At 72.7% G+C, this 22,422-nt stretch carries 24 protein-coding genes and 1 pseudogene; 10 read left to right on the top strand and 15 right to left on the bottom strand.

What is annotated here, in order from left to right:
* Positions 1-20 precede the first annotated feature (20 nt).
* Positions 21-1,202, bottom strand: a complete 1,182-nt coding sequence (locus ACIRSS_RS11730) for a PucR family transcriptional regulator (RefSeq protein WP_400893731.1) — start codon at positions 1,200-1,202, stop codon at positions 21-23.
* Positions 1,203-1,306: 104 nt separating this feature from the next.
* On the bottom strand, positions 1,307-1,936 hold the full coding sequence (locus tag ACIRSS_RS11725) for a class I SAM-dependent DNA methyltransferase (RefSeq protein WP_400893729.1): 630 nt from the start codon (positions 1,934-1,936) through the stop codon (positions 1,307-1,309).
* A 165-nt stretch (positions 1,937-2,101) separates the two neighbouring features.
* On the opposite strand from ACIRSS_RS11725, the gene ACIRSS_RS11720 reads away from it, so the two are divergent.
* Together ACIRSS_RS11720 and ACIRSS_RS11715 are read left to right on the top strand one after the other, a co-directional pair.
* The gene (locus ACIRSS_RS11720) at positions 2,102-4,009 is read left to right on the top strand and encodes a glycosyl hydrolase family 28-related protein (RefSeq protein ID WP_400893727.1); all 1,908 of its coding nucleotides are present in this window, start codon (positions 2,102-2,104) and stop codon (positions 4,007-4,009) included.
* Positions 4,010-4,034: 25 nt separating this feature from the next.
* Positions 4,035-4,499: a nitroreductase family deazaflavin-dependent oxidoreductase gene (locus ACIRSS_RS11715; RefSeq protein WP_400897414.1), complete on the top strand. Its 465-nt coding sequence runs from the start codon at positions 4,035-4,037 to the stop codon at positions 4,497-4,499.
* On the opposite strand, the gene ACIRSS_RS11710 is transcribed toward ACIRSS_RS11715, so the two are convergent.
* Complete coding sequence (locus ACIRSS_RS11710; RefSeq protein ID WP_400893725.1) at positions 4,492-5,022, bottom strand: GNAT family N-acetyltransferase; 531 nt, start codon at positions 5,020-5,022, stop codon at positions 4,492-4,494. The two genes, ACIRSS_RS11715 and ACIRSS_RS11710, sit on opposite strands and share 8 nt — an antisense overlap.
* A gap of 83 nt (positions 5,023-5,105) precedes the next feature.
* On the opposite strand from ACIRSS_RS11710, the gene ACIRSS_RS11705 reads away from it, so the two are divergent.
* Positions 5,106-6,440 (top strand): pyridoxal phosphate-dependent decarboxylase family protein, encoded by a 1,335-nt coding sequence (locus tag ACIRSS_RS11705; RefSeq protein WP_400897412.1) that lies wholly within the window; start codon positions 5,106-5,108, stop codon positions 6,438-6,440.
* Here ACIRSS_RS11705 and ACIRSS_RS11700 read toward each other — a convergent pair.
* Positions 6,434-6,823: a hypothetical protein gene (locus tag ACIRSS_RS11700; protein ID WP_400893723.1), complete on the bottom strand. Its 390-nt coding sequence runs from the start codon at positions 6,821-6,823 to the stop codon at positions 6,434-6,436. The genes ACIRSS_RS11705 and ACIRSS_RS11700 overlap by 7 nt on opposite strands.
* Positions 6,824-6,977: 154 nt before the next feature.
* Between ACIRSS_RS11700 and ACIRSS_RS11695 the strand changes: the two genes are divergently transcribed.
* On the top strand, positions 6,978-8,162 hold the full coding sequence (locus ACIRSS_RS11695) for a glycoside hydrolase family 18 protein (RefSeq protein ID WP_400893721.1): 1,185 nt from the start codon (positions 6,978-6,980) through the stop codon (positions 8,160-8,162).
* A gap of 44 nt (positions 8,163-8,206) precedes the next feature.
* On the opposite strand, the gene ACIRSS_RS11690 is transcribed toward ACIRSS_RS11695, so the two are convergent.
* Positions 8,207-9,367, bottom strand: coding sequence for an MFS transporter (locus ACIRSS_RS11690; protein WP_400893719.1), 1,161 nt, complete (start codon positions 9,365-9,367; stop codon positions 8,207-8,209).
* A 54-nt stretch (positions 9,368-9,421) separates the two neighbouring features.
* Here ACIRSS_RS11690 and ACIRSS_RS11685 point away from each other — a divergent pair, with 54 nt between their 5' ends.
* Positions 9,422-9,802 (top strand): MerR family transcriptional regulator, encoded by a 381-nt coding sequence (locus tag ACIRSS_RS11685; RefSeq protein WP_400893717.1) that lies wholly within the window; start codon positions 9,422-9,424, stop codon positions 9,800-9,802.
* On the opposite strand, the pseudogene ACIRSS_RS11680 reads toward ACIRSS_RS11685, so the two are convergent.
* Positions 9,790-9,885 (bottom strand): annotated as a pseudogene (locus tag ACIRSS_RS11680) (IS5/IS1182 family transposase); the annotation flags it as partial. The gene ACIRSS_RS11685 and the pseudogene ACIRSS_RS11680 overlap by 13 nt on opposite strands.
* 130 nt (positions 9,886-10,015) lie before the next feature.
* Complete coding sequence (locus tag ACIRSS_RS11675) at positions 10,016-10,141, bottom strand: hypothetical protein (protein ID WP_400893716.1); 126 nt, start codon at positions 10,139-10,141, stop codon at positions 10,016-10,018.
* 172 nt (positions 10,142-10,313) lie between these two features.
* Between ACIRSS_RS11675 and ACIRSS_RS11670 the strand changes: the two genes are divergently transcribed.
* On the top strand, positions 10,314-10,481 hold the full coding sequence (locus ACIRSS_RS11670; RefSeq protein WP_400893714.1) for a hypothetical protein: 168 nt from the start codon (positions 10,314-10,316) through the stop codon (positions 10,479-10,481).
* 76 nt (positions 10,482-10,557) lie between these two features.
* Here the strand turns inward: ACIRSS_RS11670 and ACIRSS_RS11665 are convergent, their stop codons facing one another.
* On the bottom strand, positions 10,558-11,514 hold the full coding sequence (locus tag ACIRSS_RS11665) for a LuxR C-terminal-related transcriptional regulator (RefSeq protein ID WP_400893712.1): 957 nt from the start codon (positions 11,512-11,514) through the stop codon (positions 10,558-10,560).
* Positions 11,515-11,660: 146 nt separating this feature from the next.
* Complete coding sequence (locus ACIRSS_RS11660) at positions 11,661-12,083, bottom strand: DUF5709 domain-containing protein (RefSeq protein ID WP_400893710.1); 423 nt, start codon at positions 12,081-12,083, stop codon at positions 11,661-11,663.
* Positions 12,084-12,182: 99 nt separating this feature from the next.
* Between ACIRSS_RS11660 and ACIRSS_RS11655 the strand changes: the two genes are divergently transcribed.
* Complete coding sequence (locus ACIRSS_RS11655; RefSeq protein WP_400893708.1) at positions 12,183-13,007, top strand: cyclase family protein; 825 nt, start codon at positions 12,183-12,185, stop codon at positions 13,005-13,007.
* 17 nt (positions 13,008-13,024) lie between these two features.
* Here ACIRSS_RS11655 and ACIRSS_RS11650 read toward each other — a convergent pair whose 3' ends face one another.
* The 3 genes from ACIRSS_RS11650 to ACIRSS_RS11640 form a co-directional block, all read right to left on the bottom strand.
* A complete protein-coding gene (locus tag ACIRSS_RS11650) occupies positions 13,025-15,319 on the bottom strand; it encodes a putative bifunctional diguanylate cyclase/phosphodiesterase (RefSeq protein ID WP_400893706.1) in 2,295 nt (764 codons plus the stop codon).
* 103 nt (positions 15,320-15,422) lie between these two features.
* Positions 15,423-16,238, bottom strand: a complete 816-nt coding sequence (locus ACIRSS_RS11645) for an ABC transporter permease (RefSeq protein WP_400893704.1) — start codon at positions 16,236-16,238, stop codon at positions 15,423-15,425.
* A complete protein-coding gene (locus ACIRSS_RS11640) occupies positions 16,228-17,121 on the bottom strand; it encodes an ABC transporter ATP-binding protein (RefSeq protein WP_400893702.1) in 894 nt (297 codons plus the stop codon). The genes ACIRSS_RS11645 and ACIRSS_RS11640 overlap by 11 nt, the downstream gene beginning before the upstream one ends.
* A gap of 177 nt (positions 17,122-17,298) precedes the next feature.
* Between ACIRSS_RS11640 and ACIRSS_RS11635 the strand changes: the two genes are divergently transcribed.
* On the top strand, positions 17,299-17,931 hold the full coding sequence (locus ACIRSS_RS11635) for a TetR/AcrR family transcriptional regulator (RefSeq protein ID WP_400893700.1): 633 nt from the start codon (positions 17,299-17,301) through the stop codon (positions 17,929-17,931).
* Here ACIRSS_RS11635 and ACIRSS_RS11630 read toward each other — a convergent pair.
* Positions 17,928-18,095: a hypothetical protein gene (locus ACIRSS_RS11630; protein ID WP_400893698.1), complete on the bottom strand. Its 168-nt coding sequence runs from the start codon at positions 18,093-18,095 to the stop codon at positions 17,928-17,930. The two genes, ACIRSS_RS11635 and ACIRSS_RS11630, sit on opposite strands and share 4 nt — an antisense overlap.
* A gap of 389 nt (positions 18,096-18,484) precedes the next feature.
* Between ACIRSS_RS11630 and ACIRSS_RS11625 the strand changes: the two genes are divergently transcribed.
* Positions 18,485-19,297 carry a hypothetical protein gene (locus ACIRSS_RS11625; protein ID WP_400893696.1) on the top strand — a complete coding sequence of 271 codons (813 nt, stop codon included), beginning with the start codon at positions 18,485-18,487 and terminating at the stop codon, positions 19,295-19,297.
* Between the two features lie 3 nt (positions 19,298-19,300).
* Here the strand turns inward: ACIRSS_RS11625 and ACIRSS_RS11620 are convergent, their stop codons facing one another.
* Positions 19,301-21,148, bottom strand: a complete 1,848-nt coding sequence (locus ACIRSS_RS11620; protein WP_400893694.1) for a hypothetical protein — start codon at positions 21,146-21,148, stop codon at positions 19,301-19,303.
* Between the two features lie 336 nt (positions 21,149-21,484).
* On the opposite strand from ACIRSS_RS11620, the gene shbA reads away from it, so the two are divergent.
* Positions 21,485-22,114, top strand: a complete 630-nt coding sequence (gene shbA / locus ACIRSS_RS11615; RefSeq protein WP_400897410.1) for an RNA polymerase sigma factor ShbA — start codon at positions 21,485-21,487, stop codon at positions 22,112-22,114.
* A gap of 3 nt (positions 22,115-22,117) precedes the next feature.
* Here the strand turns inward: shbA and ACIRSS_RS11610 are convergent, their stop codons facing one another.
* The gene (locus tag ACIRSS_RS11610; RefSeq protein WP_400893693.1) at positions 22,118-22,420 is read right to left on the bottom strand and encodes a cupin domain-containing protein; all 303 of its coding nucleotides are present in this window, start codon (positions 22,418-22,420) and stop codon (positions 22,118-22,120) included.
* Positions 22,421-22,422: the final 2 nt, after the last annotated feature.

Raw genomic sequence — 22,422 nt, 5'->3', positions numbered from 1 at the left:
CGCTCGATATCTATCGAAAGTCAATCGGTCGCGTCCGGATCGAGACGTACCGACTCCAGCGCGACGTACAGCTCGCCGATGTCCACGGGGTCGGTCAGGTCCCGCTTGGTCAGGTCCTGCACCCGGCGCAGCCGGTACCGGACCGTGTTGGGGTGCACGAACAAGCGGTCCGCGGCCTCCTTCGCCGAGCCGTGGCCGGCGAACCACGCGAGCAGCGTGTCGAGCAGGACCTTCCGCTCCGCGCCGGGCAGGGCGAGCACGCCCGCCAGCGCCGACCGCACGACGTCGCGGGCCATGCCCGGGGCCGCGGCGACCAGCGTCGTCACCGGCGAGTCGCCGAACACGACCACCCCGGCCGTCCCCGACGGCAGCGAGCGGCGGGCGATCCGGGCCCGGTGCAGCGCGTCCGGGACGTCGGGGAAGCCGCTGAACGGCCGGCTCATCCCGGCCGCGACCGGCAGCGAACCCAGCACTTCGCGCAGCCGCCGGAGGTCTTCGACGCGGTCGATCGCGACGAGGCCGGCCTCGCCGCCCGGCCGCCACGCCGACCGCCAGCGCCGCGCCCGCAGCAGCGCCTCGACCGTGTCGTGCTCGTCGGGCTCGACGCGCTCGGTCACCACCGCGACGAACATGCCCGCGGTCGGCAGGCCCAGCTCCCGGGCGGCGGACTCCATGTCGGCTTGGCTCGCGAGCCGGCCGCGCAGCAGGTCGTCGAGCAGCCGGGCGTTCGCGTGCGACGGCTCGGCCGCGACCTGCTCGTACGCCGTCGTCAGCGCGTCGGAGTAGAGGTCGATCGCCTTCCAGACGTAGGAGTTGATCTCGATCGTCCGGGTGGGGTTGAGGAACTCCGGGCCGGCCAGCTCCAGCAGGGACTCGTAGACGAAGGTGCCGCCGATCCGGAAGGCGCGCAGCACCGCGGGCAGCGGGATGCCCTGCCGCGCCTGGACGAGCCCGGTCTTGCGGGCGGCGTCGAGCGCGAGGCCGCGGCCTTCGGCCACCGCGGACAGCGCGCGTTCGAGGTTGGCGTGGCAGACCTGCCGCAGCTCGTCCGGTGCGACGTGGTCGACCTGCCGGTAGAACTCGTCCTCGGTGCTGAGCAGCCGGGCGAGGCGGTCGGCGAACTCCGGCAGCCTGGCCAGCATCTCGCGCACGAGCTCGCGGTGTTCGCGAGGTACCGGCTTGGCCAGAGCTTCGATGCCCATTCCTCACTTTAGCTCGGGTCACCGGCCCGGGACATGCACGAACTTGAGCAAAATTCATGTCCGCCGGGTGATCGGCCCGGTGAGGGGTTGACGCCACGATCGACTCACGAAGGGCGGCGCGCGACGAGGTAGACCTGGTCTTCCGGGCGGACCGCGGGATGGGGGGACTCGTACCGGACCTGCTCCTGGTACACGATCTCCAGCCCCGCCGACGCCAGCCGGGCGGCGAAGGTTTCGGCGGGGTAGCTGCTGGCGCGGATCGGGTGCCCCAGGAAGGCGAACTCGACCCCGTCGGCGTCGGCCGCGACCGTGCCGAGCACGAAGTGACCACCGGGTGCCAGCCAGGACGCGGCTTTCGCCAGCACGGCGTCGATCTCCGCCCGGGTCATCTGCAGCAGGGAGAAGAAGGCGGTGACCACGTCGGCGCTGCCGGGCGGCCGGGTCAGTTCGCGCAGGTCCGCCTGGGCGAACCGCGCCGCCGGGACCTGTTCACGGGCGATCTCGACCATCTTCGCCGACACGTCGTACCCGGTCACGTCGTGCCCGGCGGCCGCGAAGGTCTCGGCCACCGGTCGCCCGGTGCCCGAGCCGAGGTCGACCAGCGTGGCGCGTCCGGGCAACCGGTCCAGCACCCACGTCAGCACGGCCCGCTGACCCGGCTGGTCCGGGAAGGCGGCCTCGTAGTCCTTGCCCAGGGCGTCGAAGACTTCGGCGGCGGTTTCGGGACGCGTCATGCGTCCACCCTGCCAGACGTCCGGTTGCGCAACTTCCGTATCGAAACGCGCAAGTACAGAGTAAGTTCACGAAAAACCTTGTGGTAAGCGCCGGGCGCGACCTACTCTTCCGCGGCACTCCTTCGAGAATCGAGGTCCGCGATGGCGCGTCGCACCTTCGGAACCGTGCTCGCTGCGGTCGTCACCCTGCTTTCGGTGGCGACGCCCGCGTCCGCCGCCGCCCGGCCGGTGGTGACGCGGGCCGCGCTCGACCCGGCGCTCGTCGCCGGCCGCGGCGCCGATGTCCGCTTCCTCGAGCAGGAGGCGGAAAACGCGCGCACCGACGGCGTCGTGATCGGTCCCGATCGCTCGGCCTACACGCTGCCGTCGGAGGCGTCCGGGCGCCGGGCGGTCCAGCTGACACCCAAGCAGTACGTCGAGTTCACGCTGCCGGCCGCGGCGAACGCGATCACCGTCCGCTACAGCATCCCGGACGCCCCGCACGGCGGCGGGATCACCGCGCCGCTCGACGTCACCGTCGACGGCGCCCACCGGCAGCGGATGACGCTGACCTCGCAGTACTCCTGGCTGTACAACCAGTACCCGTTCACGAACGACCCCGACGCGGACCTGCTGCACCCGGACTGGTGGATCACCGAGTGCTCGTGCGTGCCCGCGGCGACCACGCCCGCGCCGGTGATCGCGAAACCGTTCCGGCCCACCCACTTCTACGACGAGCAGCGGCTCCTGCTCGGCTCGTCCTACCCGGCCGGCGCCAAGATCCGGCTGACGGTCCCGGCCGGCAGCGCCGCGGCGTGGACGGTCGTCGACCTGCTCGACTCCGAGCTCGTCGCGCCGCCGCGCGTGGTTCCCTTCGCCGCCAACGTCCTGCTCTTCGGTGCGGACCCGACGGGCCACCGCGACTCGGCCGACGCTCTCGACCGCGCGATCGCCTTCGCGCGGCGCGCGCACCTCGAGGTGTACCTGCCGCCCGGCACCTACCGCGTCGACCGGCACGTCATCGTCGACGACGTCACGATCGAAGGCGCGGGCAGCTGGTACACGATCGTCAAGGGTCACGGCGTCGGCATCTACGGCGAGGAAGCCACCGCCGGCGGCAGCCACGACGTCCACCTCTCCGGCTTCGCGATCGAGGGTGACGTCCGGGAACGCGTCGACACCGACCAGGTCAACGCGGTCGGCGGCGCGCTCAGCGACTCCACTGTGGACTCCCTGTACCTGCACCACACCAAGGTCGGCCTGTGGTTCGACGGGCCGATGTCCCGCACGAGGATCACGAACAACGTCATCGCCGACCAGATCGCCGACGGCCTGAACTTCCACACGGGAGTGACGGATTCGGTGGTGGCGAACAACTTCCTGCGCAACACCGGCGACGACGGCCTGGCCATGTGGTCGGAGAAGGCGCAGGACGCGCGGAACACGTTCGACCACAACACCGTCCAGACGCCGGTGCTGGCCAACGGGATCGCGCTCTACGGCGGGGTGGACAACGTCGTCTCGGCGAACCTGGTCGCCGACCCGATCCGCGAGGGCAGCGCCATCCAGGTGGGCTCGCGGTTCGGCGCGGAAGCGTTCGGCGGCACGCTGCGGATCGCGGACAACACGACCGTGCGGGCCGGGACGTTCGAGCTGAACTGGAAGATCGGGCTCGGCGCGATCTGGTTCTACGCGCTGGAGAAGGACATCGCCGCCGACATCTCGGTGACCGGCGACCACTTCCTCGACAACACCTACAACGCGATCATGCTGGTCAGCGACTTCCCCGTGAAGGACAAGTACTCGATCAGCGGGCTGCGGTTCGCGGACCTGCGCGTCGACGGCACCGGGACGTCGGTGCTCAGCGCGCGTTCGGCGGGTTCGGCGTCGTTCCGGAACGTGGCCGCGCGCAACGTCGGCGCGGTCGCCGTGAACAACTGCGGGTCGTTCAACTTCCCGGCGACGGGCTCGGAGTTCGCGCTGACCGACCTCGGCGGCAACGGGAGCTGGCTCGCCCCGTGGCTCCTGCCGAACACGATCACCTGCGACGACCGGCCGCCGGTCGTGCCGCCCCCGGCGCCGTCGGGGTGGTGACCGCTAGGGTTTCGCCGTGGCTGGTTTGCGAGGTGTCTTCGCCGGGTTCGGCAAGAGCAGGGCGTTCGCGGTGCTCGGGCGGGCGCTCGTGCCCGCCGACCGGGTGCTCCTGCGGGTCACCGGCGGCCGGGTCGGCGTCGGTGCGGCCGTCGGGCTGCGGACGCTGCTGCTGACCACCGTCGGCCGGCGCAGCGGCGAACCCCGGCAGGTGCCGCTGCTCTACGTCGAGCGCGGCGGCGGGTACGTCGTCATCGGCTCGAACTGGGGCGGCGAGGCGCACCCGGCGTGGTCGGCGAACCTGCTGGCCCGCCCGGCGGCGACGGTCGCGATCGGCGGCCGGACCGTCGAGGTCACCGGCCGGCTCCTGACCGGCGGCGAGCGGCAGGAGATGTGGGACGCGGTCGCGTCGTACTGGCCGGCGTACGACCGCTACGCCGTGCGCGCCGGCGACCGCGAAATCCGCGTCTTCCTGCTGGAGCCGGTCAGATGAGGTCGGTCTGCCGGATCCGGTACACCTGCAGCCGCAGGTTGTAGTACTTCTCGGTCTCGCCGACCCACTGCATGCCGAGCCGCTTGGCGACGGCGATCGCGCGCGTGTTGTTCGGCCGCGCGACGGCGAAGAGCTCTTCGGTGTCCTGGGTGAACGCCCACTCGATCAGCGCGGTCGCGGCCTCCGACGCGTAGCCCCGGCCCCAGACGCCGGGGGCGAGCTGCCAGCTGAGCTCGAGGTCCTCTTCGAACGGCGGCAGCAGCCGGATGCCGAGGCCCCCGATCACGACGCCGTCTTCCTTGCGTTCGACGGCCCACCGCCCGCGCGGTGGCGGCAGGTTCGGCTGGGTCTCCTGCCAGGCGTGCAGCACCGAGCGCATGGCGCCGATGTCGCCGACTCGCTCCATGGCCGGGGTCAGCCAGTGCGTGACGTCTTCCGCGCCGTAGATGGCGTACGCGGCTTCGGCGTCGTCGACCGTCCAGTCCCGGATCACGAGCCGGTCGGTGCTCAGCTGGGTCTCCATACCAGGACGCTACGCCCGGCGGCCCGCGATTGTTCCCGGCTCCGGCGGAAGTCACTTCGGCCTACAGTCACGTCGTGGACGAACTGCGTGACCTCCTCGCCCGCGCCGCCGAGCTGGCCGCCGAGCACCGCGACGGCCTGACGGGCCGCCCCGTCGCCCGGCCCGTCGACCCGGACGCCCTGCGCGCGGGGTTCGGGCAGCTCCGCGACGCCCCCACGCCGCCGGCGACCGTCCTCGAAGAACTCGCGGCAGCCGCCGAGCCCGGGCTGGTCGCCACCGCCGGGCCGCGGTTCTTCGGCTTCGTCGTCGGGGGCGCGCTGCCCGCCGCGACCGCCGCCGACGTCCTCGCCGCCGGGTGGGACCAGAACGCTTTCAACGCCGTCCTCTCGCCCGCCGCGGCCGCCGCCGAGCAGGTCGCCGGGGACTGGCTCAAGGAGCTGCTGGGCCTCCCCGCGACCGCCTCCGCCGGCTTCGTCACCGGGGGCCAGGCCGCCAACACCGTCGGGCTGGCCGCCGCCCGGCACCACGTGCTCGCCGAGGCCGGCTGGGACGTCGAGCGCGACGGGCTCGCCGGCGCCCCGCGCGTCCGCGTCGTCGCGAGCGAGGAACGGCACGCCACCGTCGACCGCGCCCTGCGGCTGCTCGGGTTCGGCACCCGGGCCGTCGTGCCGGTCAAGGCCAAACCGGACGGTGCCATCGACATCGACGACCTCGCGACCAAAGTCGACGGTCCGACCATCGTCTGCCTGCAGGCGGGCAACGTGAACACCGGCGCCTGCGACGATCTCCGCGCTGCCCGCGCGGTCGCGGAGAACGCCTGGATCCACGTCGACGGCGCGTTCGGGCTCTGGGCCGCCGCCAACCCGGCCACCCGGGCGCTGCTCGACGGCGTCGAGCTGGCCGACTCCTGGGCCTGCGACGGCCACAAGTGGCTCAACGTCCCGTACGACTCGGGGTTCGTCTTCTGCGCGCGCCCGGACGTCCACGCCGAGGCGATCGCCTACCGCGCCGCCTACCTGACCGGCGCCGGCGAGGTGTCCGGCATGGGCGACCTGACGCTGGAGTCGTCGCGCCGCGCCCGGGGCTTCGCGGTCTGGGCCGCGCTGCGCGAGCTGGGCCGCGACGGCGTCGCCGAGCTCGTCGACCGCTGCTGCCGGCTGGCCCGCCGCTTCGCGCGCACCCTCGCCGAAGGCGGGGCCGAAATCGCGAACGACGTCGTCCTCAACCAGGTCCTGGTGTCCTTCGGCGACCACACCGACGCGGTCGTCGAGCGGGTGCAGCGAGACGGAACCTGCTGGCTCGGCGGAACGACCTGGCGCGGCCGCCGGTACCTGCGGATTTCGGTGTCCAACTGGTCGACGACGGAGGCCGACGTCGACCGCTCGGCCGCGGCGATCCTCCGGCTGGCCGCTCAGTAGCCTTCGCGCACCGAAAGGGCGTCCGTCCGCCAGCCGATCTGCTTCTCCGCGCCGGTCGGCCAGCTCGACGACAGCCGCCGCCGGACGCTGCCGAGCGCGCCCAGCCGGACGAGGTCGACGCGGGAACCCTGCGCTGCCAACGACGTCACCTCGGCGGGGGTGATCGGGACGAAGTCGAAGTACTGCGCGTCCTCGCCGGACCGGTCGACGAACTCCGTGAAGATCGCCGCGAACCCCTGGCGGCACTCCGGACATTCGCGCAGCGAAATGCCGAAGTGGGACTGTTCGACCAGGCGGTGGGTTTCGCGCAGGCGGGTCGTGCAGAACGCCAGCGCCGTGAGGGCGTCTTCGCCGGAGCAGCGGGCGCAGCCGAACTCGGTCATCGGCCGATCATGCCACGCCGTGAATTCGCGCCGGGCTGCGGTGTCATCGCGAAACCTTTGACCACAACGTTTCGCCCTGGTCCGCAGTGGTCTGGACCTGTTAGCCTCAGCGCGCCACCCAGTCCGCAGGCCGGAAGGGAAAGTCGTGCTCCGCATGAGAAAGAGCGTCGCCGTCGCCGCACTGGCGCTGGCCGCCGCCGGCGTCGTGGCGCCGTCCGCCGAAGCGAGCCAGCCCCCGGGCAAGGTGATGGCCTACTTCGCCGATTGGGACGTCTACGCCCGCAACTACCACGTCAAGGACATCGAGACGTCGGGTTCGGCCGCGAAGCTGACCCACATCAACTACGCGTTCGGCAACGTCACGGGCGGCGGGTGCGCCGTCGGCGACCCGTGGGCCGACCACGACATGCCCTACGACGCCACCACGAGCGTCGACGGCCAGGCCGACAGCGGCCCGCTGCACGGCAGCTTCAACCAGCTCCTCGAGCTGAAGAAGCTGCACCCGAAGCTGAAGGTGCTGTGGTCGTTCGGCGGCTGGACCTGGTCGGCCGGCTTCCCGGAGGCGGCCAAGAACCCCGAGGCGTTCGCCCAGTCCTGCTACGACCTCGTCAACGACCCGCGCTGGGCGGGCGTCTTCGACGGCATCGACATCGACTGGGAGTACCCGAACGCCTGCGGCAACACCTGCGACACCAGCGGGCCGAAGGCGTTCACGGCGCTGGTCAAGGCGCTGCGGGCGAAGTTCGGGCACCAGCTCGTCACCGCCGCGATCACCGCGGACGGCTCGAAGGACGGCAAGATCGACGCCACCGACTACGGCAGCGCGAGCCGGTACCTCGACTGGTACAACGTGATGACCTACGACTACTTCGTCGCGGGCGGCCAGCCGACCGGGCCCACCGCGCCGCACTCGCCGCTGCGGTCCTACCCGGGCATCCCGCACGCCGGGTACTACGCCGACGCCGCGATCCAGAAGCTGCGTCACCAGGGCGTTCCTTCGGCGAAGATGTTGCTGGGCCTCGGGTTCTACGGCCGCGGCTGGGACGGCGTGACGCAGAAGCAGCCCGGCGGCACCGCCACCGGGCCCGCCCCCGGAACGTACGAAGCGGGCGTCGAGGACTACAAGGTCCTCAAGACGACGTGCCCCGCCAACGGCCGGGTCGCCGGTACGGCGTACGCGAAGTGCGGTTCGCAGTGGTGGAGCTACGACACGCCCGAAACGGCGTCGGCGAAAGCGGGTTACGCGAAGTCGCAGGGACTCGGCGGGATGTTCGCCTGGGAGCTCTCGGGCGACACCGCGAACGCGGAACTGCTGCGGGCCATCGCCGGCCGCTGCTGAAGCTGGAGGGCCCGGGCGCGAGCCCGCCCGGGCCCTTCGTCCACTCAGGATCGAACCGGGAACCCGTGCCGCCGGGCGCCCAGCACCACGGCGAGCACCGGCAGCAGGAGCACCAGCAGCGTCCAGGGGAACGACGCCGGTCCGGCGGCGTCGAGCAGGACGCCGCCGAGCACGCCGCCCGCGGCCATCGCCGCGTTCCACAGCGTGACGAGCATGGCCTGCGCGTTGTCCGCCGCTTCGCCGCCCGCGTTCCCGGCGGCGGTCTGCAGCAGCGTCGGGACGCCGCCCCAGCCGAGTCCCCACAGCGCGACGGCGGCGTAGACCAGCGCCGGGCTGCCCGACGCGGTCGCCAGGATCGTCGCGGCCACCGCGACCAGGATCGTGCTGAGGACCGTCAAAGTGCGCAGCGCGCGGTCGATCCACGTGCCGACGACCCAGATCCCGGCCATCGACGCGACGCCGAAGACCAGCAGGACGACGTCCACCGCGTCGCCCATCCCGGCGTGGCCGAGGAACGCGGCGACGTAGGTGTAGAGCACGGTGTGGGCCAGCACGAACACCAGCGTCACGGCCAGAACGGGCGCGACGCCGGGCACGGCCAGCGTGCGCAGCACCGGGACCCGGCCGCCGGTCTGCCCGGGCCGGTCCGGGACCTTCACGGCGATCCAGGCCAGCAGCGCCACGGCGATCGCGGACATGACGCCGAACGCCGAGCGCCAGCCGAGCAGGCCACCGAGGAACGTCCCGGCCGGGATGCCGAGCGACAGGGCCAGCGGGATGCCCGCCATCACGATCGCGATCGCCTTGCCCTGGTTCCCGGGGACGAGCCGCCGGGCGTACCCGGCCAGCAGCGCCCAGACGACGCCCGCGGCCACGCCGGCGACGAACCGGGCGACCATGGTCAGCGGGTAGCTCGCGGACAGCGCCGTCACGGTGTTGGCGACGGCGAACCCGGCCACCCCGGCCAGCAGCAAGCGCTTGCGGGGCCAGGTCGCGGTGGCCGCGGAGAGCGGGATCGCGGTGAGGGCCGTGCCGAGGGCGTAGATCGTCACGGCCTGGCCGGCCGCGGGCTCGCCGACGCCGAGACCGGCGCTCATCCCGGGCAGCACGCCGGCGGGCAGCGCTTCGGTGAGCACGGTGACGAACGCGGCGGTGGTGAGGGCGAGGAGGGCGGCGGTCTGCCGGCGGGTTTCGGTGCTCGTCATGCCGCTATGCTCGAACCCTCACATACGTGTGAAGGTCTACGTGAGGTGGGGCACATGCGGATCGGCGAGCTGTCGGAGCGCACGGGGACGTCCCGGCGGCTGCTCCGGTACTACGAGGAGCAGGGCCTGATCATCGCGTCGCGCGGGGCGAACGGCTACCGCGACTACGACGAGCCGACGGTCGACCGGGTGATCCAGGTCCGCGGGCTGCTCGACGCCGGGCTGCCCACGAGGATCATCAAACAGATCCTGCCCTGCCTCGACAAGCCCCGCGCGATCTACTTCCCGGACGCGACCCCGGAGATGATCGCAACGCTCGAGGAGGAGCGCGACCGCATGGCGCGGCGAGCGGAGTGCCTGCTGCGCAACCGCGACGCGATCGCGGAGTACCTCGACGCGGTGCGCGAGTACAACCGGGTCCAGTCTCCCGCCTGACCCGCGGTGATCAGGAACCGCGTCGGCAAGCCACGCCCGGCGACAGCCAAGTGGATCTTGCCGCTCAGCCCACCCCGGGACCGAGCCCTTCCCCGTCGAGGGCGAGGATCTTGTTCCAGGTGCCGTCTTTGCTCCACAACCAGCAGCGGCTCGATCACCGCCCACGCCTTGTCCGTCAACAGAGGTCCAGCTCAACCGCCTACCGGACACGCCCTAGCCGGGTTCGTCGGGGTTCCGCACCCAGTGCAGGGTGTCGGCTTCGGGCCACCAGCCGGCGGGCTCCGGCCGCGGACGAGCCCCTTCCTCGGCCCACCATTGCGGGGGCGCGTCCTCACCCATGGGGTCGACGGTAGGAGCGGAGCGCGGCGCGCACACCGGTCGAGCGCGGCCAACGTCCGGTTCCGGCCGGTTCGGGCTGGCCGGAAGCGGACAGTGGCCGAACCCGCCCCTGCCGCCGCGCGGTGGTCCGGCCTTAGGTTGGTCCCGGAAGATCACTTCGGGGAGGACAGCCATGATCAAGCGAGCGCTGGCGGGCTTGGCCGCGGCGGCGGCGATCGGCACGCTGGCCGCGCCGGCGGCGGCCGCGGCGACGGGCAACGGCGACCCGGCGGTCCGGCCGCCGGGCGTGTGCGTGTGGATCTGGACCGGCGGCCCGCCGGAGTGCAAGAAGCTGGAGTAGGCCGCGGCGAGCGATGGCCGGGCGGCGTCGCGAACGATGGGTCGTTCGCGACCTCGCCGAGCGGGCCGGCCGCCGCTCAGCCCAGCCAGCCCAACCGGGTCGCCGCGAAGACCGCCGCCACCCGGTTGTCCGCCTGCAGCGCCTCCAGCAGCCCCTGCACGTGCCTCCGGACCGTCCGCTCACTGACGTCCAGGTGCCGCGCGATGGCCCCGTCCGTCATGCCCGTCGCCAGCAGGTCCAGCACCTTCGCCTGCGTCGGCGTCAACCCGTGGCGGGGCGGGGCCGCCGGCCCGTGCACCGCCACCGCCTGCGCCCACACCAGCTCGAACAGCATCCGCAGCGCCGCGACGATCGTCGGGCTCCGCACGAACAGCGCGCCCTCCATCCCGCTCGGGTCCAGGGGGACCAGCGCCGAATGGCGGTCGGCGATCACCATCTTCATCGGCAGCTCCGAGGCCACCCGCATGGTCCAGCCGGCCTCGACGCTCGCGGCGACGACCTCCTTCGCCCCTTCGAACTCCAGCGCCGCGCGCTCGTAGACGTTGCGCAACGCCACTCCGCGCTCGGTCACCGCCTCGGGCAGGCGCATCACCGTGCCCGCGTCCGGCTTGCGCTTGAAGTGGTGCGTCGTGAACGTCAGGAACTCCTCGCGCGCGGACAGGCACAGCTCCAGCGACAGCGAGCCGATGCGCCGGGGGTCCGTCAGCACCTCGACGGCCGAGTCGCCGCCCGCGCCGTTCGCCGCCCGGTACACCGCCTGCAGCACGTCCAGCTGCTGGCGCGCGGCGACGATCTGCCGCTGCTGCTCCAGCAGCTGCTGCTGCGCGCCGAGGATGGCGTGGTCGACCGCGCGCACCGGTTCCATCGGCGCGATCACCGGGTCTTCGCGGTAGTCGCGGCGCACGAACCCGCGGTCGAACAGCTCCCGCATCTCCGGGCTCTCGGCCCGCGGGTCGTCCAGCGGTAGCGGCCCGGTGCGCACCATCGCGTCGTACAGCGCGCCCGCGCCGGGTGTCAGCAGCCCCTCGAGCATCCCGTGTCCCTTTCCGGCAGGGCGAGCGAACCCGGCCGGATCCGGACACGACCGCTCTGCCGCCTACCCCACGCGCCGGACGGGGGAAAGGATTAGGCCGGTCGCGAAAAAAGGGCCGGACCCGTCGAGGGGGCGGGTCCGGCTCGTCACCACCGCCGGGACGGGTCGATCACGTGGACGGCCGCTTCCTCCGCAGAGGCCGCGCCGCCGTCGACGCCCGCGTCGGACGCGTACAGCTCTTCGTCGGAGTCCTCGCCGAAGCCCTCGTCCGTCGCCACCAGACGGCCCGCGCGGACGTCGCCGACCTCGTCGTCGATCAGCTCGCCGTCGGTGTCCTCGCTGTCGCCGAGGCCGTCGCCTTCGTCGTCGGCCAGGTCCGGGACCTCGCGCGCCAGGCGGCCTTCCCAGCTCTCGCCCTCCGCGGTCTCACGCGCGGTCGTGCCCCACTCTTCCGTTTCCCGCGGGCGTTCCGGCGGGGAATAACCCTCCGCCAGCTCGTCGCGGTCGACCAGCGTGTCCTCCGGGTCGAGGATGCCTTCGTCGGCGTGGTCTTCGATGTCGTCGTCCATGCGTCCATCCTCGCTCAACTCCTTGGCCCCGCGCGGCTCGGGTGATATCACCGAGCAGGCCGCACCGTACGGGCGGTGTTCCGGTGAAAGGGATCCTCAATGCCGATGAGACGCAGGGTGCTGGCCGCGGGCCTGGCCGGGGTGTTCGGTGCCGCGCTGTCCGGGCGGACCGCCCAGGCCGCGACGGCGCCGCCGGTCCGGCTCGACCAGCTGAACCTGGTCAACCTGTCGCACGTCAACGACCCCGCCACGACGAACGTCTTCCCCGGCGACCCGGCCTTCGAGCTGGAGACCATCGCCACCATCCCGGACGACGGCTACTACCTCCAGTTCGTCCGCGAAGGCGAACACACCGGAACGCACTGGGGCGCGCCGGGCCACTTCAACACGGGCGAACCCCTCGCCGACGACATGGACCCGGCGGATCTATTCCGGCCCGCCGTCAAGATCGACGTGAGAGCTAAGGCCGCGGGCAACCCGGACTACGCCGTGACGATCGACGACCTCAAGGCGTGGGAGAAGCGCCACGGCCGCATCCCCGACGAGTCCGTCGTGGTGCTGTGGACCGGCTGGGACGCGAAGTGGGGCACCCCGGCCTACCCGAACACCGGCGCCGACGGCGTGCTGCACCAGCCCGGGTTCTCGATCCCGGCGGTGAAGTGGCTGATCGACACGGGCCGGCTCGGCCGCCGCGGCGGCACGGGCACCGACACGTTCAGCCCGGACGTCGGCACCGACGAGACGTACACGGTGTCGAAGCTGGTCTACCGGCGCCACCGGATCAGCCTGGAGATCCTGGCGAACCTGAAGGCCCTCCCGACGACGGGGGCGTGGGTCCTGGTGGGCGGGCCGATCAACCGCCGGGGCGCGGGCTCGACGGCGACGATCTACGGCGTCCTCCCGCCCGGGGTGCACGCGGACTGACGAGCGCCCGGCCCCGCTCACCCCGCCGAGATCGCCGACAAGCGCAGCGCGGAGAGGGGGGCCGGGCGGCCGTACAGGTACCCCTGCGCGGTCGTGCACCCCGCCCGCGTCACGAGCGACGCCTGCTCGGCCGTCTCGATCCCCTCGGCGACCACGTCCAGCTCCAGCTCCGCGCACAGCCCAACCAGCGACCGGCACAGCGCCGCGTCCCGCTCCGGCTGCACCCCCGTCGTCAGCGCCCGGTCCAGCTTGATCAGGTCGACCGGCAGCGCGTGCAGCACCGTCAGCGAGCTGTACCCCGCCCCGAAGTCGTCCAGCGCCACCCGGACGCCCAGCTCCTGCAGCCGCCGGATCGCCGCCGCGCCCGCGGCCAGGTCCGGGACCGGGACCGTCTCGGTGATCTCGACGACCAGCCGGGACGGCGGCAGCCGGTAGCGCTCCAGCGCGGACGCGACGCTGCGCTCCAGCGCCGCCGCGCCGAGGCGGCTCGCGCACACGTTGACGTGCACCGTCAGGTCCAGCCCGGCCGTCGTGATCTCGCGGCACGCCAGGTCCAGCACCAGCGCGTCCAGCTCGGCACCCAGCCCGGCCCCCTCGGCCGCGCGGACGAACGTCTCCGGTGACACCACCGTGCCGTCGCGCGTGGTCCAGCGGGCCAGCGCCTCCACGGCGACCGGGACCTCGCCGGCCAGCCTGACGATCGGCTGGAACACGAGGCCGAACCCCTCCGGGATGCCACCCGACGCGCGCCGCAGCGCGGACGGGAAGTCCGGCGGGCCGTCCTGCGACGGGCGGTAGACGACCGTCGTGTCCTTGCCCAGCCGCTTGCCCGCGTACATCGACGTGTCCGCGCGGCCCAGCAGCACGTCCGACGTCACCAGCGGCTCGGCCGGGTCCGGCACGACCAGGCCCATGCTCGCGCGGACCGACACGAGCGTGCCGTGCACGGCGAACGGCCGCCGCAGCGCGCCCTGGATCCGGTCGGCGACGGCCTGCGGCGCGTCCAGCTCGCCTTCCAGCAGGATCGCGAACTCGTCGCCGCCCAGCCGCGCGACGGTGTCGCCCGCGCGCACGCAGCTCAGCAGCCGCTGGGCGACGGCGTGCAGCAGGACGTCGCCGCCCGCGTGCCCGAACCGGTCGTTGACCTCCTTGAAGTCGTCGAGGTCGACGAAGATCAGCACGAGCGGCCGGTCGGGGACCTCGACGGCCCGGTCCAGCCGGTCGGCGAACAGCGCGCGGTTGGCCAGGCCGGTCAGCGGGTCGTGGTAGGCCTGGTGGGTCAGCTGCTGCTGGCCCTCGTACACCCGCCGCAGCAGCAACCGGTTGTCCAGCAAGGAAAGCAGCTGCCGGGCGAGCACGAGGAACACCACGAGCACGCCGACGAAGACCTCGACGCCGTCCGGGCCGGCGCCGGCCACCAGCTGCACGGTGATCAGCAGCGCGACGGCGGTGACCGGGACGTAGGGCAGCGCGAGCTGCCACCAGTCGACCCCGGCGGCCGGGCCCGCGTCCTCGCGGCGTCGCGAACCGGGCGTCACCAGCAGCGCGAACGCGATGAACAGCGGCCCCAGCACGAACCCGCCGTCCGACCACGGCTTCATGCTCTCCGCGCCGATGCTGACGAGGTAGGCGAACACGCTGTCGGAGCAGGCCAGCGCCACGATCCCGACGGCGGCCAGCAGCAGGTTCGCCCGGTAGGGCCGGTCCACCCGGTCGAACACGACCAGCAGCACCGCGACGACCACGATCACGAGGTCCGACAGCGGGTAGGAGATGGCGACGGCCCAGGTCAGCTTGTCCGGAGCGGTGGCCCGGACCAGCTGCCCGAGCGCGGCGGTCCAGGTGAGGATGAACAGCGAGCCGGTGACGATCAGGCCGTCGAGCACCACCGCGACGCCGAAGTGCGCGGTCCACTGGGCGGGCTGCCAGCGTTCGCGGTCCGGCCGGACCCGCGCCCGGGCCAGGACGAACAGCGCGGCGAGCGCGAACAGCGGGAAGCTCAGGTAGCCGACGTCGGCCAGGGACGGCGACGGCAGGCCGCGCCCGTCGACCAGCTGGTACCACGACCACGCGCACTGGCCGAGCGACCAGCCGGTCATCCCGATCGCGACGAGCACCCGCCACCAGCGCTGGTGCCCGCGGACGCGGCGCGCGGCGAGCACGCCGCAGACGACCGCGCCGACCCCGGCGCTCAGCTGCATGGCGTCGTCGATCCAGAGGGCGAGGGTGTCGCCCCAGAACGCGAAGCCGTTGACCACGACCAGGGCCACCGTGAGGAAGACGAGCAGGGCCGCGACTGGGTACCGCCGCACTGTCATGGCACCTCACGTGGGTCACCCGCCGGTCGGACCGGCAAACACTACACCGGACGGACGCGCGCCCCGGCTCACCGCACCGGTGGCCGGTACCCCCGCGTCAGGCGATGTCGCGGCGGTGCAGCAGCCAGCCGCCGAGCACGGCGAAGGCGACCAGGTACGCGCCCAGCACGACGGCGGCCTGCCCGGATCCCACGATCGGGTCGACACCCGGCGCGCTCGCCCCGAACGCGGCCGCGAGCGCGCCGGCATTCGGCCCGGGCAACGCCTTCTGCAGCTGCGCGACCCAGTCCAGCAGCGGCGCGGCGATCGATGCGAGCAGGTTCTGCACGGCGAGCAGCCACACGAGGCCGAGCCCGATCGGCAGCGCGACCGAGCGCAGCCCGACGGCGAGCAGCACGCCGAGCGCGCCCCACATCGTCGTGACGAGCCAGCCGGCGCCGAGGCCGAGCAGGACGTCGGAGACCGCCGGCCAGACCACCGGCTGGTCCTTCAGGGACGCGACGAGCACGCTCGCGCCCGCGGTCGCGGCCAGCAGCGCGAGCACCACGGCGAGCGCGCCGACCGCGACGGTGACCAGCTTCGCGGCGAAGACGGCGATGCGCGACGGGTGCTGCACCAGCACGGTCTTCCACGTGCCGTAGCCGTATTCGCTGCCCGCGACGAGCACGCCGAAGATCAGCGCGAGGGCGCCGACGAAGATCGGCAGCCCGCCGAGGGCGCTGCCGACGAACGCGCCGGGCAGCAGCGCATCCAGGCCGCGCGCCGGGCCGGGCGGCCCGGCGGCGCCGCTCAACCCGGCGTAGGGGACGGCGTAGCCGAACGTCAGCGACAGCACGAGGGCGACGGCGAGCAGCAGCCAGCTCGCCGGGCGGCGGGCCTGCTTGGTCAGTTCGGCGCGGATGTCACGCAGCACGGCCGGTACCTCCGGTGAGGGTGAGGAAGGTCTGTTCCAGGTCGGGTTCGCGCCAGCGCAGCTCGGTGACGGTCAGCCCGGCGCCGACGAGCTCGGCGTTGACCCGCCCGGCTTCGCCGCGGTCGACGTCGAGTTCGAGCGCGTCACCGTCGACGCGGACGGTGTCGTAGAGCCGGCGCAGGTGGTCCCGGGCCCGGTCGAGCGGGTCGGCGACGACGCGCAGCGCGCCGCCCGCGCGCAGGTCCGCGACCGTGGTTTCGGTGACCAGCCGGCCGTGGTCGAGCACGCCGACGCGGTCGCAGATCTGCTCGACCTCGGCCAGCAGGTGGCTGGACAGCAGCACGGTGCAGCCGCCGGCGGCGAGCTTGCGGAGGGTGACCCGCATGTCGGCCATGCCGGCCGGGTCGAGGCCGTTGGTCGGCTCGTCGAGCACGACCAGCTCGGGCTCCTTCAGCAGCGCCGCGGCCAGGCCGAGCCGCTGCTTCATGCCGAGCGAATACGCCGAATACCGGTCCTTCGCGCGGTCGGCGAGGCTGACGACGTCGAGCACGGCGTCGACGCGGGTGCGCGGCACGCCGGCGTGGTCGGCGAGGACGCGCAGGTTGGCCCGGCCGGACAGGTACGGGTAGAAGGCGGGCCCTTCGATCAGCGCGCCGACGCGGGCGAGGCTGCCGGGCCCCGGTTCGGCGCCGAGCACCCGGACGCGGCCGGAGGTGGGCCGGATCAGGCCGAGCAGCATCCGCAACGTGGTGGTCTTGCCGGCGCCGTTCGGGCCGAGGAAGCCGTAGACCTCGCCGGCGCGCACCGTCAGGTCGAGCCCCTCGACGGCGGCGGTGGGTCCGTAGCGCTTGGTGAGGCCGGTGGTTTCCACGGGCTGGGTCATGGGTGCCTCCTTCGTGGCGTGTCCCATGGTCGTGCGCCGGGCGGCCGCGGTCGTCCCCCGCCGTACGGCAATCGCCCCTACGCCGGCGGACGTACGGCGAGAACTGGCGCGGTAAAGCAGCTGGTCAACGGGCCGATAGAATGAAACCGGCAGCCCACGACGCGACGGACGGTGCAGGTGACAGAGGCGAAGGAGCGGACCCGCGACCGGATCTCGCGCCGCGGGGTGGACAAGTTCGCCGACCGCCGGGCCCAGCTGGCCGAGTCGGCGCTGCAGACCCTGGCCGAGCTCGGCTACGCGCGCACCAGCCTGCGGGAGATCGCGCAGAACTCCGAGTTCTCGCACGGCGTCCTGCACTACTACTTCGCCGACAAAGTCGACTTGCTGACCCACTGCGTGCGCCGGTTCGAGGAAGTGTGCGTCACGCGGTACGACGAGATCGTGGCCCGCGCGCGGACGGCGGCGGAGCTGGAACGCGACTTCGCGGCGGCGATGGGCGCGACGCTGCGCGCGGACGCCAAGATGCACCGGCTCTGGTACGACCTGCGCAACCAGAGCCTGTTCGAGGAGTCCTTCCGCGCCGACGTGCTCGAGATCGACCGGCGCCGCGAAGAGATGATCGACCACGTCGTCGCGCGCTACGCCGAGCTGGCGTCCGTGCCGGCGAGCGTGCCGCGGTCCGTCGCGTACGCGCTGTTCGACGGCCTGTTCCAGCAGGCCCTGCTCCGGCACCTGGCCGGCGGCGAGGACGCCGCGGCCGAGCTGGAGCGGGCGGTCCCGGCCGTCTTGGCGCGCGTCGTGGCGGCCTAGGGGTCCAGGCGCTGGTGCGGCGTCCGCGGCGCCGGCACGACGAACGCGATCACCGTCGCGACCACCCCCACGAACAGGGACAGGTGCGCGGCGGCCGGCACGGCGCTGATCAGGAACAGCCGCAGCGACCCCGAGATCAGCAGGCGCCACACCTTCGGGCTCATGATCAACAAGTACCCGGGTCCACCCCCGGCCACCCCATGATCACCCGCCGGGGTGGCGCGGGGGGCGTTCGACGTTTTCGACGCACCGGCGTTCGGCCGCCGGGTGGGGGCCGGTGCTTTTCCGCGCGAAATCGGTGTTGCCCGCCAAGAATGCGGCGGATAACGATCCGTTTGCCGCCGCTTGATCGACTGGACATCGGCGTCGGCGCTGACGAATATTGATGCCCGGCGGGAAGGGCGAGGGAGGAACGGTGGACCTCAGTGCGGCGGACGTGGTCGGTGAGTTGAAGGTTCTGCGCAAAGGGCGGGGAATTTTCACCACACCGCTCGCGGATCGCGTCGGACCCGCTTTGCGCGCCACCTGTGGCATTTTGGAAGATGACGACTCGGTGGAGGTGCGGCGTAAACTCACCGACCGATTGCGGCCGCTCGTCGAGTCGTTGCCCGACGACCTGAAGATCGCTCTGCGGGCGGCGTTCGCGCTGGACGAGCAGGCCCGAAAACCGTTCTACCAGGAACGGGTGCATTGGGCGGCGATCACGCTCGACCGCGACGACCGGACGGTCCGGCGCCGGATCGACGAAGGAATCGAGCAGGTCGCGGCAATGGCCGTCGCGGCGGGCGGACCGGATCCGCGGCCGCGCTATCCGAGCCGCAGTTGGCACACCGAAGAACTGCGCGTGACGCTCGCACTCGACCAGCCGGTGGCCGAGGCGTTCGAATTCCGCCGGGTCGTCGCCGACGCCGACGAAATCGCCGAGCTCGACCTGGCGTTGACGCTCACCGCGGGCGCCGAATCCGGCGATTCGGTGCGCGAGTCGGATCTGGAGGTCGACGTGTTCCACGGCGGCGCGCTCGCCGGCCGCGCGATGGAGTCGAGTGACCGGATCGGGCTGGCGTTGCGGCTGCCGGGACCGCTGCGGCGCGGCGAGCGGCACGACATCGGGCTGCGGTTCCGGGCGAACATGCGCCAGCCGCACTACATCTGCGTCCCGCGGCACCCGTGCGACCTGTTCGACCTGCACGTCCGCTTCGGCGACAAGGTGCCGGCAAGGATCATCCTGCTGGAGAAGGCGTTCCAGAACGACACGCGATCACCGCGCGGCGAGGAGCTGAAGCCCGACGCGGCGGGCGAGGTCCACGTCCGGTTCCGCCACCTCGCGCCGGGCTTCGCGTACGGGATCCGCTGGCAGAACGAGTGAGGGTCAGGGGGCATCCCGGGCGGCTTCGGCGAGGTAGAGGGCTTGAGCGGCGATGGGCGCGGCGGCTTGGTGGCCGCCGGCCAGGGCCTGGCGCGCGTGGGCGAGGGCTTCGGAGACGAGCCCGCAGGCGAGTTCGGCCCGGGCCGCGGCGCCGAAGTCCGCGGGGGTGGCTTCCCCGCTGGAGAGGATGGCGGCGTGGATCTCGCCGGCGGTGGCGGGATCACCGTGGGTTTCGTGCGCGGCCGCGACGGGCCGCAACAGGGCGACCCGGTGGGCTGGGCTGTGTTCGGCGAGTACGCGGGCGTGCTGGATGAGGTACGTGTGGGTGACTGCGCTCGGCCGGCCGGCTGGTTCGGCTGCGCGGGTGGGTCGATCCGGCGCGGATGCGTCGGCCGGTTCGGCTGCGTTGGGTTGGGCCTGCGCAGACCCGGTGGGCGCCTGCTCGGCCGCGCTTGCACGGCTAGGCGCGGGTTCGGGTGGGAGCGGCGCGGACCCGGTCGGCCCGGGAGTCTTCGCCTGCTCGGCCGCGCTTGTGCGGCCAGGGGCGGGTTCGCCTGCGCGCGGCGAGGCGCCGGCCGGTCCAGCGGCCCTCCCGCGCTCCAGCGTCGAGGCGCCAGCCGGTCGAACCGCGCCCGGGCGGCCAGCTGAGCTACCGGCCAACCCGCTCAACACCGCCTCCGCAGCTTCACCGGCAGCCGGCTCCCCGAAGACCCCGCAGGCCACCTCCACCGCCAGTCCCTGAAGCCGCAGACCACCCGCCACCCGCCACGCGAACCCCCGCGCGACCAGCTCTTCCACCGCCGCCTCGAACTCCGCACCCGCCACCGCGCAACGCGCCACCTCGGCCGGGACCGGCGCCGGCGCCAGCACCGATCCCAGCCGCAGCAGCTCGCACGCCGGCCGGCCCAGCCGCAGGAGCACCTCGCGGATCGCGTGCGGTGCCGTGTCCGGCAGCTCCTCCGGCGACGACCCCGGTCGGCCCGGGCGCAGGAGCACCTCGCGGATCGCGTGCGGGGCCGGGTCCAGCGAAGGCGCCGGCGAAGACCCCCGCTCCCGCAGCAGGAACGCCGCCGCCCGCAGGGTCATCGGGTGGCCGTCGCAGCGGGTGATGAACCCCGCCCCCGACGGCAGCAGTCGCAGACCCTCGGAAACCGTCAGCCCCGGCACCTCCACCGTCGCCCCGGGCCAGTGGGCCGCTCGGCTCGTCAGGAGCGTGCGGACCGCCCTCGCCGGCAGCAGCACCCGGGCCAGCTCGCCCGGTGGTACCCCCGCCGGGACGTCGTCGACCAGCACCAGCACCCGCGCGCCCGCCGCGTCGATGCGGGCCGCCAGCCGCTTGCGCAACCGGTCGAACCCGTCCTCCACCGTCCCCGCGGCCGCCGCCAGCGCGAGGTGGAACTGGGGCAGGAAGTCGTCCGGGTCGAGGTGGCCGAACGGGCCCGTCCGCAGCACCCGGCCGCCGAACCGGCCGGCCAGGCACGCGTACTGCTCGGCCAGCACCGTCTTGCCGACGCCCGGCAGGCCGCGGACCAGGACCGCCCGCCGCGCGACGAGTTCACTGTGGACAGTCCACAGCAGCGAGGAACCGAGACCGCCGGCGGCCCTTTCGCGCACCCGCCGGACGAGGTCCGGCAGCGGTTCCCCCGGAACGAGCGTCAGCACGTGGTCCGGGAAAATACCCGCCGAATGGCCGGCGAGCAGCACGCGGGACGCCGCCAGTTCCAGCGCGATCTTGTCGAAATCGTCGAAGGACGTGCTCCGGAAAACGCGCAGTCCCGCGGCGCGCAGTCCGGTTTCCACGCTGCCGGACGCCTCGGGACACAGGAAGACGTCGAACCGGTCGGCGGTCAATGGGTGATCATGGCTTCGGTTCCCGGGAGGTCGGATTCGGTCACGCGCCAAGGATCGGATCGGCCGGCCGGTTCGCTACGCGCGGCAGGATCTGTCCACTAATTGTCCCGCCCGGCGGGCATGACCGCCGGGTAAGCCCGGTGGGCCGTTTGTGGTTAACGGACAATATCTGGACAAGAACCACACCCTTGCAACGTTGCTGGTCAGCGCCTCGATTACTCCGATTGTCGGACCGGGAACCGAGGACAGCGGACACGGGCCAGTGTGGTCCATTGTGGACGACGGGAACCCGGTGGCGGTCCGGTGGACGATGCGAGGAGGGAACCCGTGGACACCATGATGGCGGAGACGGCGGTCGACGGCTACGTCGTGCTCGAGGAGCTGCCGCGCCCGGACGGGAAGCTGACGAAGGAGCAGCTCGACCCGTTCGTGGCGGCGGCCCGCACCGGCGACGCGGACGCCGTCCAAGCGCTGCTGCGCCTGATCAAGCCGACGGTCGTGCGTTACTGCCGCGCCCGGATCGGCGGGCGCGACCTGTCCTACCTGTCGGCCGACGACGTCGCGCAGGAGGTGTGCCTGGCCGTGCTGAAGGTGCTGCCCGGCTACCAGGACCGCGGCGGCTCGTTCCTCTACCTCGTGCGCGCCATCGCCGCGAACAAGGTCGCCGACGCCTTCCGCTCGGTGGCGCGCGACCGGTCGAAGCCCGTGCCGGAGCTGCCGGACCGGCCGCTCGGCGGCAACGAGCCGGAGACCCACGTGCTCGACCTCGACCTCGGTGCCCGGCTGGGCAAGCTCATGGCGTCGCTGCCGCCGCTGCACCAGGAGATCCTGTCGCTGCGGATCGTCGTCGGCCTGTCGGCGAACGAGACGGCGGAGGCGCTGGGCATCTCCGCCGGCAACGTCCGCATCACGCAGTACCGCGCGCTGACGAAGCTGCGCGGCATGATCGGCGAAGGCGGGTTCTGAGCGTCACTCCAGCCATTCGGTGATGAAGTGGTCGCTCTCGTGGATGTGCACGGCCTCGTAGACACCGGGGCCGAGCACGGCGAACTTGTGCGGCGTGCCGGCCGGGACGACCAGCACGTCCCCGGCGCCGCCGTCGCGTTCGGCGTCGCCGACGGTGAACCGGGCCCGCCCCCGGATGATCACGAACGTCTCGGTGTAGGGGTGCCGGTGCAGGCGCGGCCCCGAGCCGACGACGTCGCTGCTTTCGCGGATGACGGAGATCCCGGACCCGACATCGCGTCCTTCGAAGTTCTCGCTGTCGCTCACAA

It is taken from the genome of Amycolatopsis sp. NPDC101161, assembly GCF_044768185.1.
GTDB lineage: Bacteria > Actinomycetota > Actinomycetes > Mycobacteriales > Pseudonocardiaceae > Amycolatopsis.
Note: the sequence above shows the minus strand (reverse complement) of the source record. Positions and strands in the feature narration are given on the sequence as shown.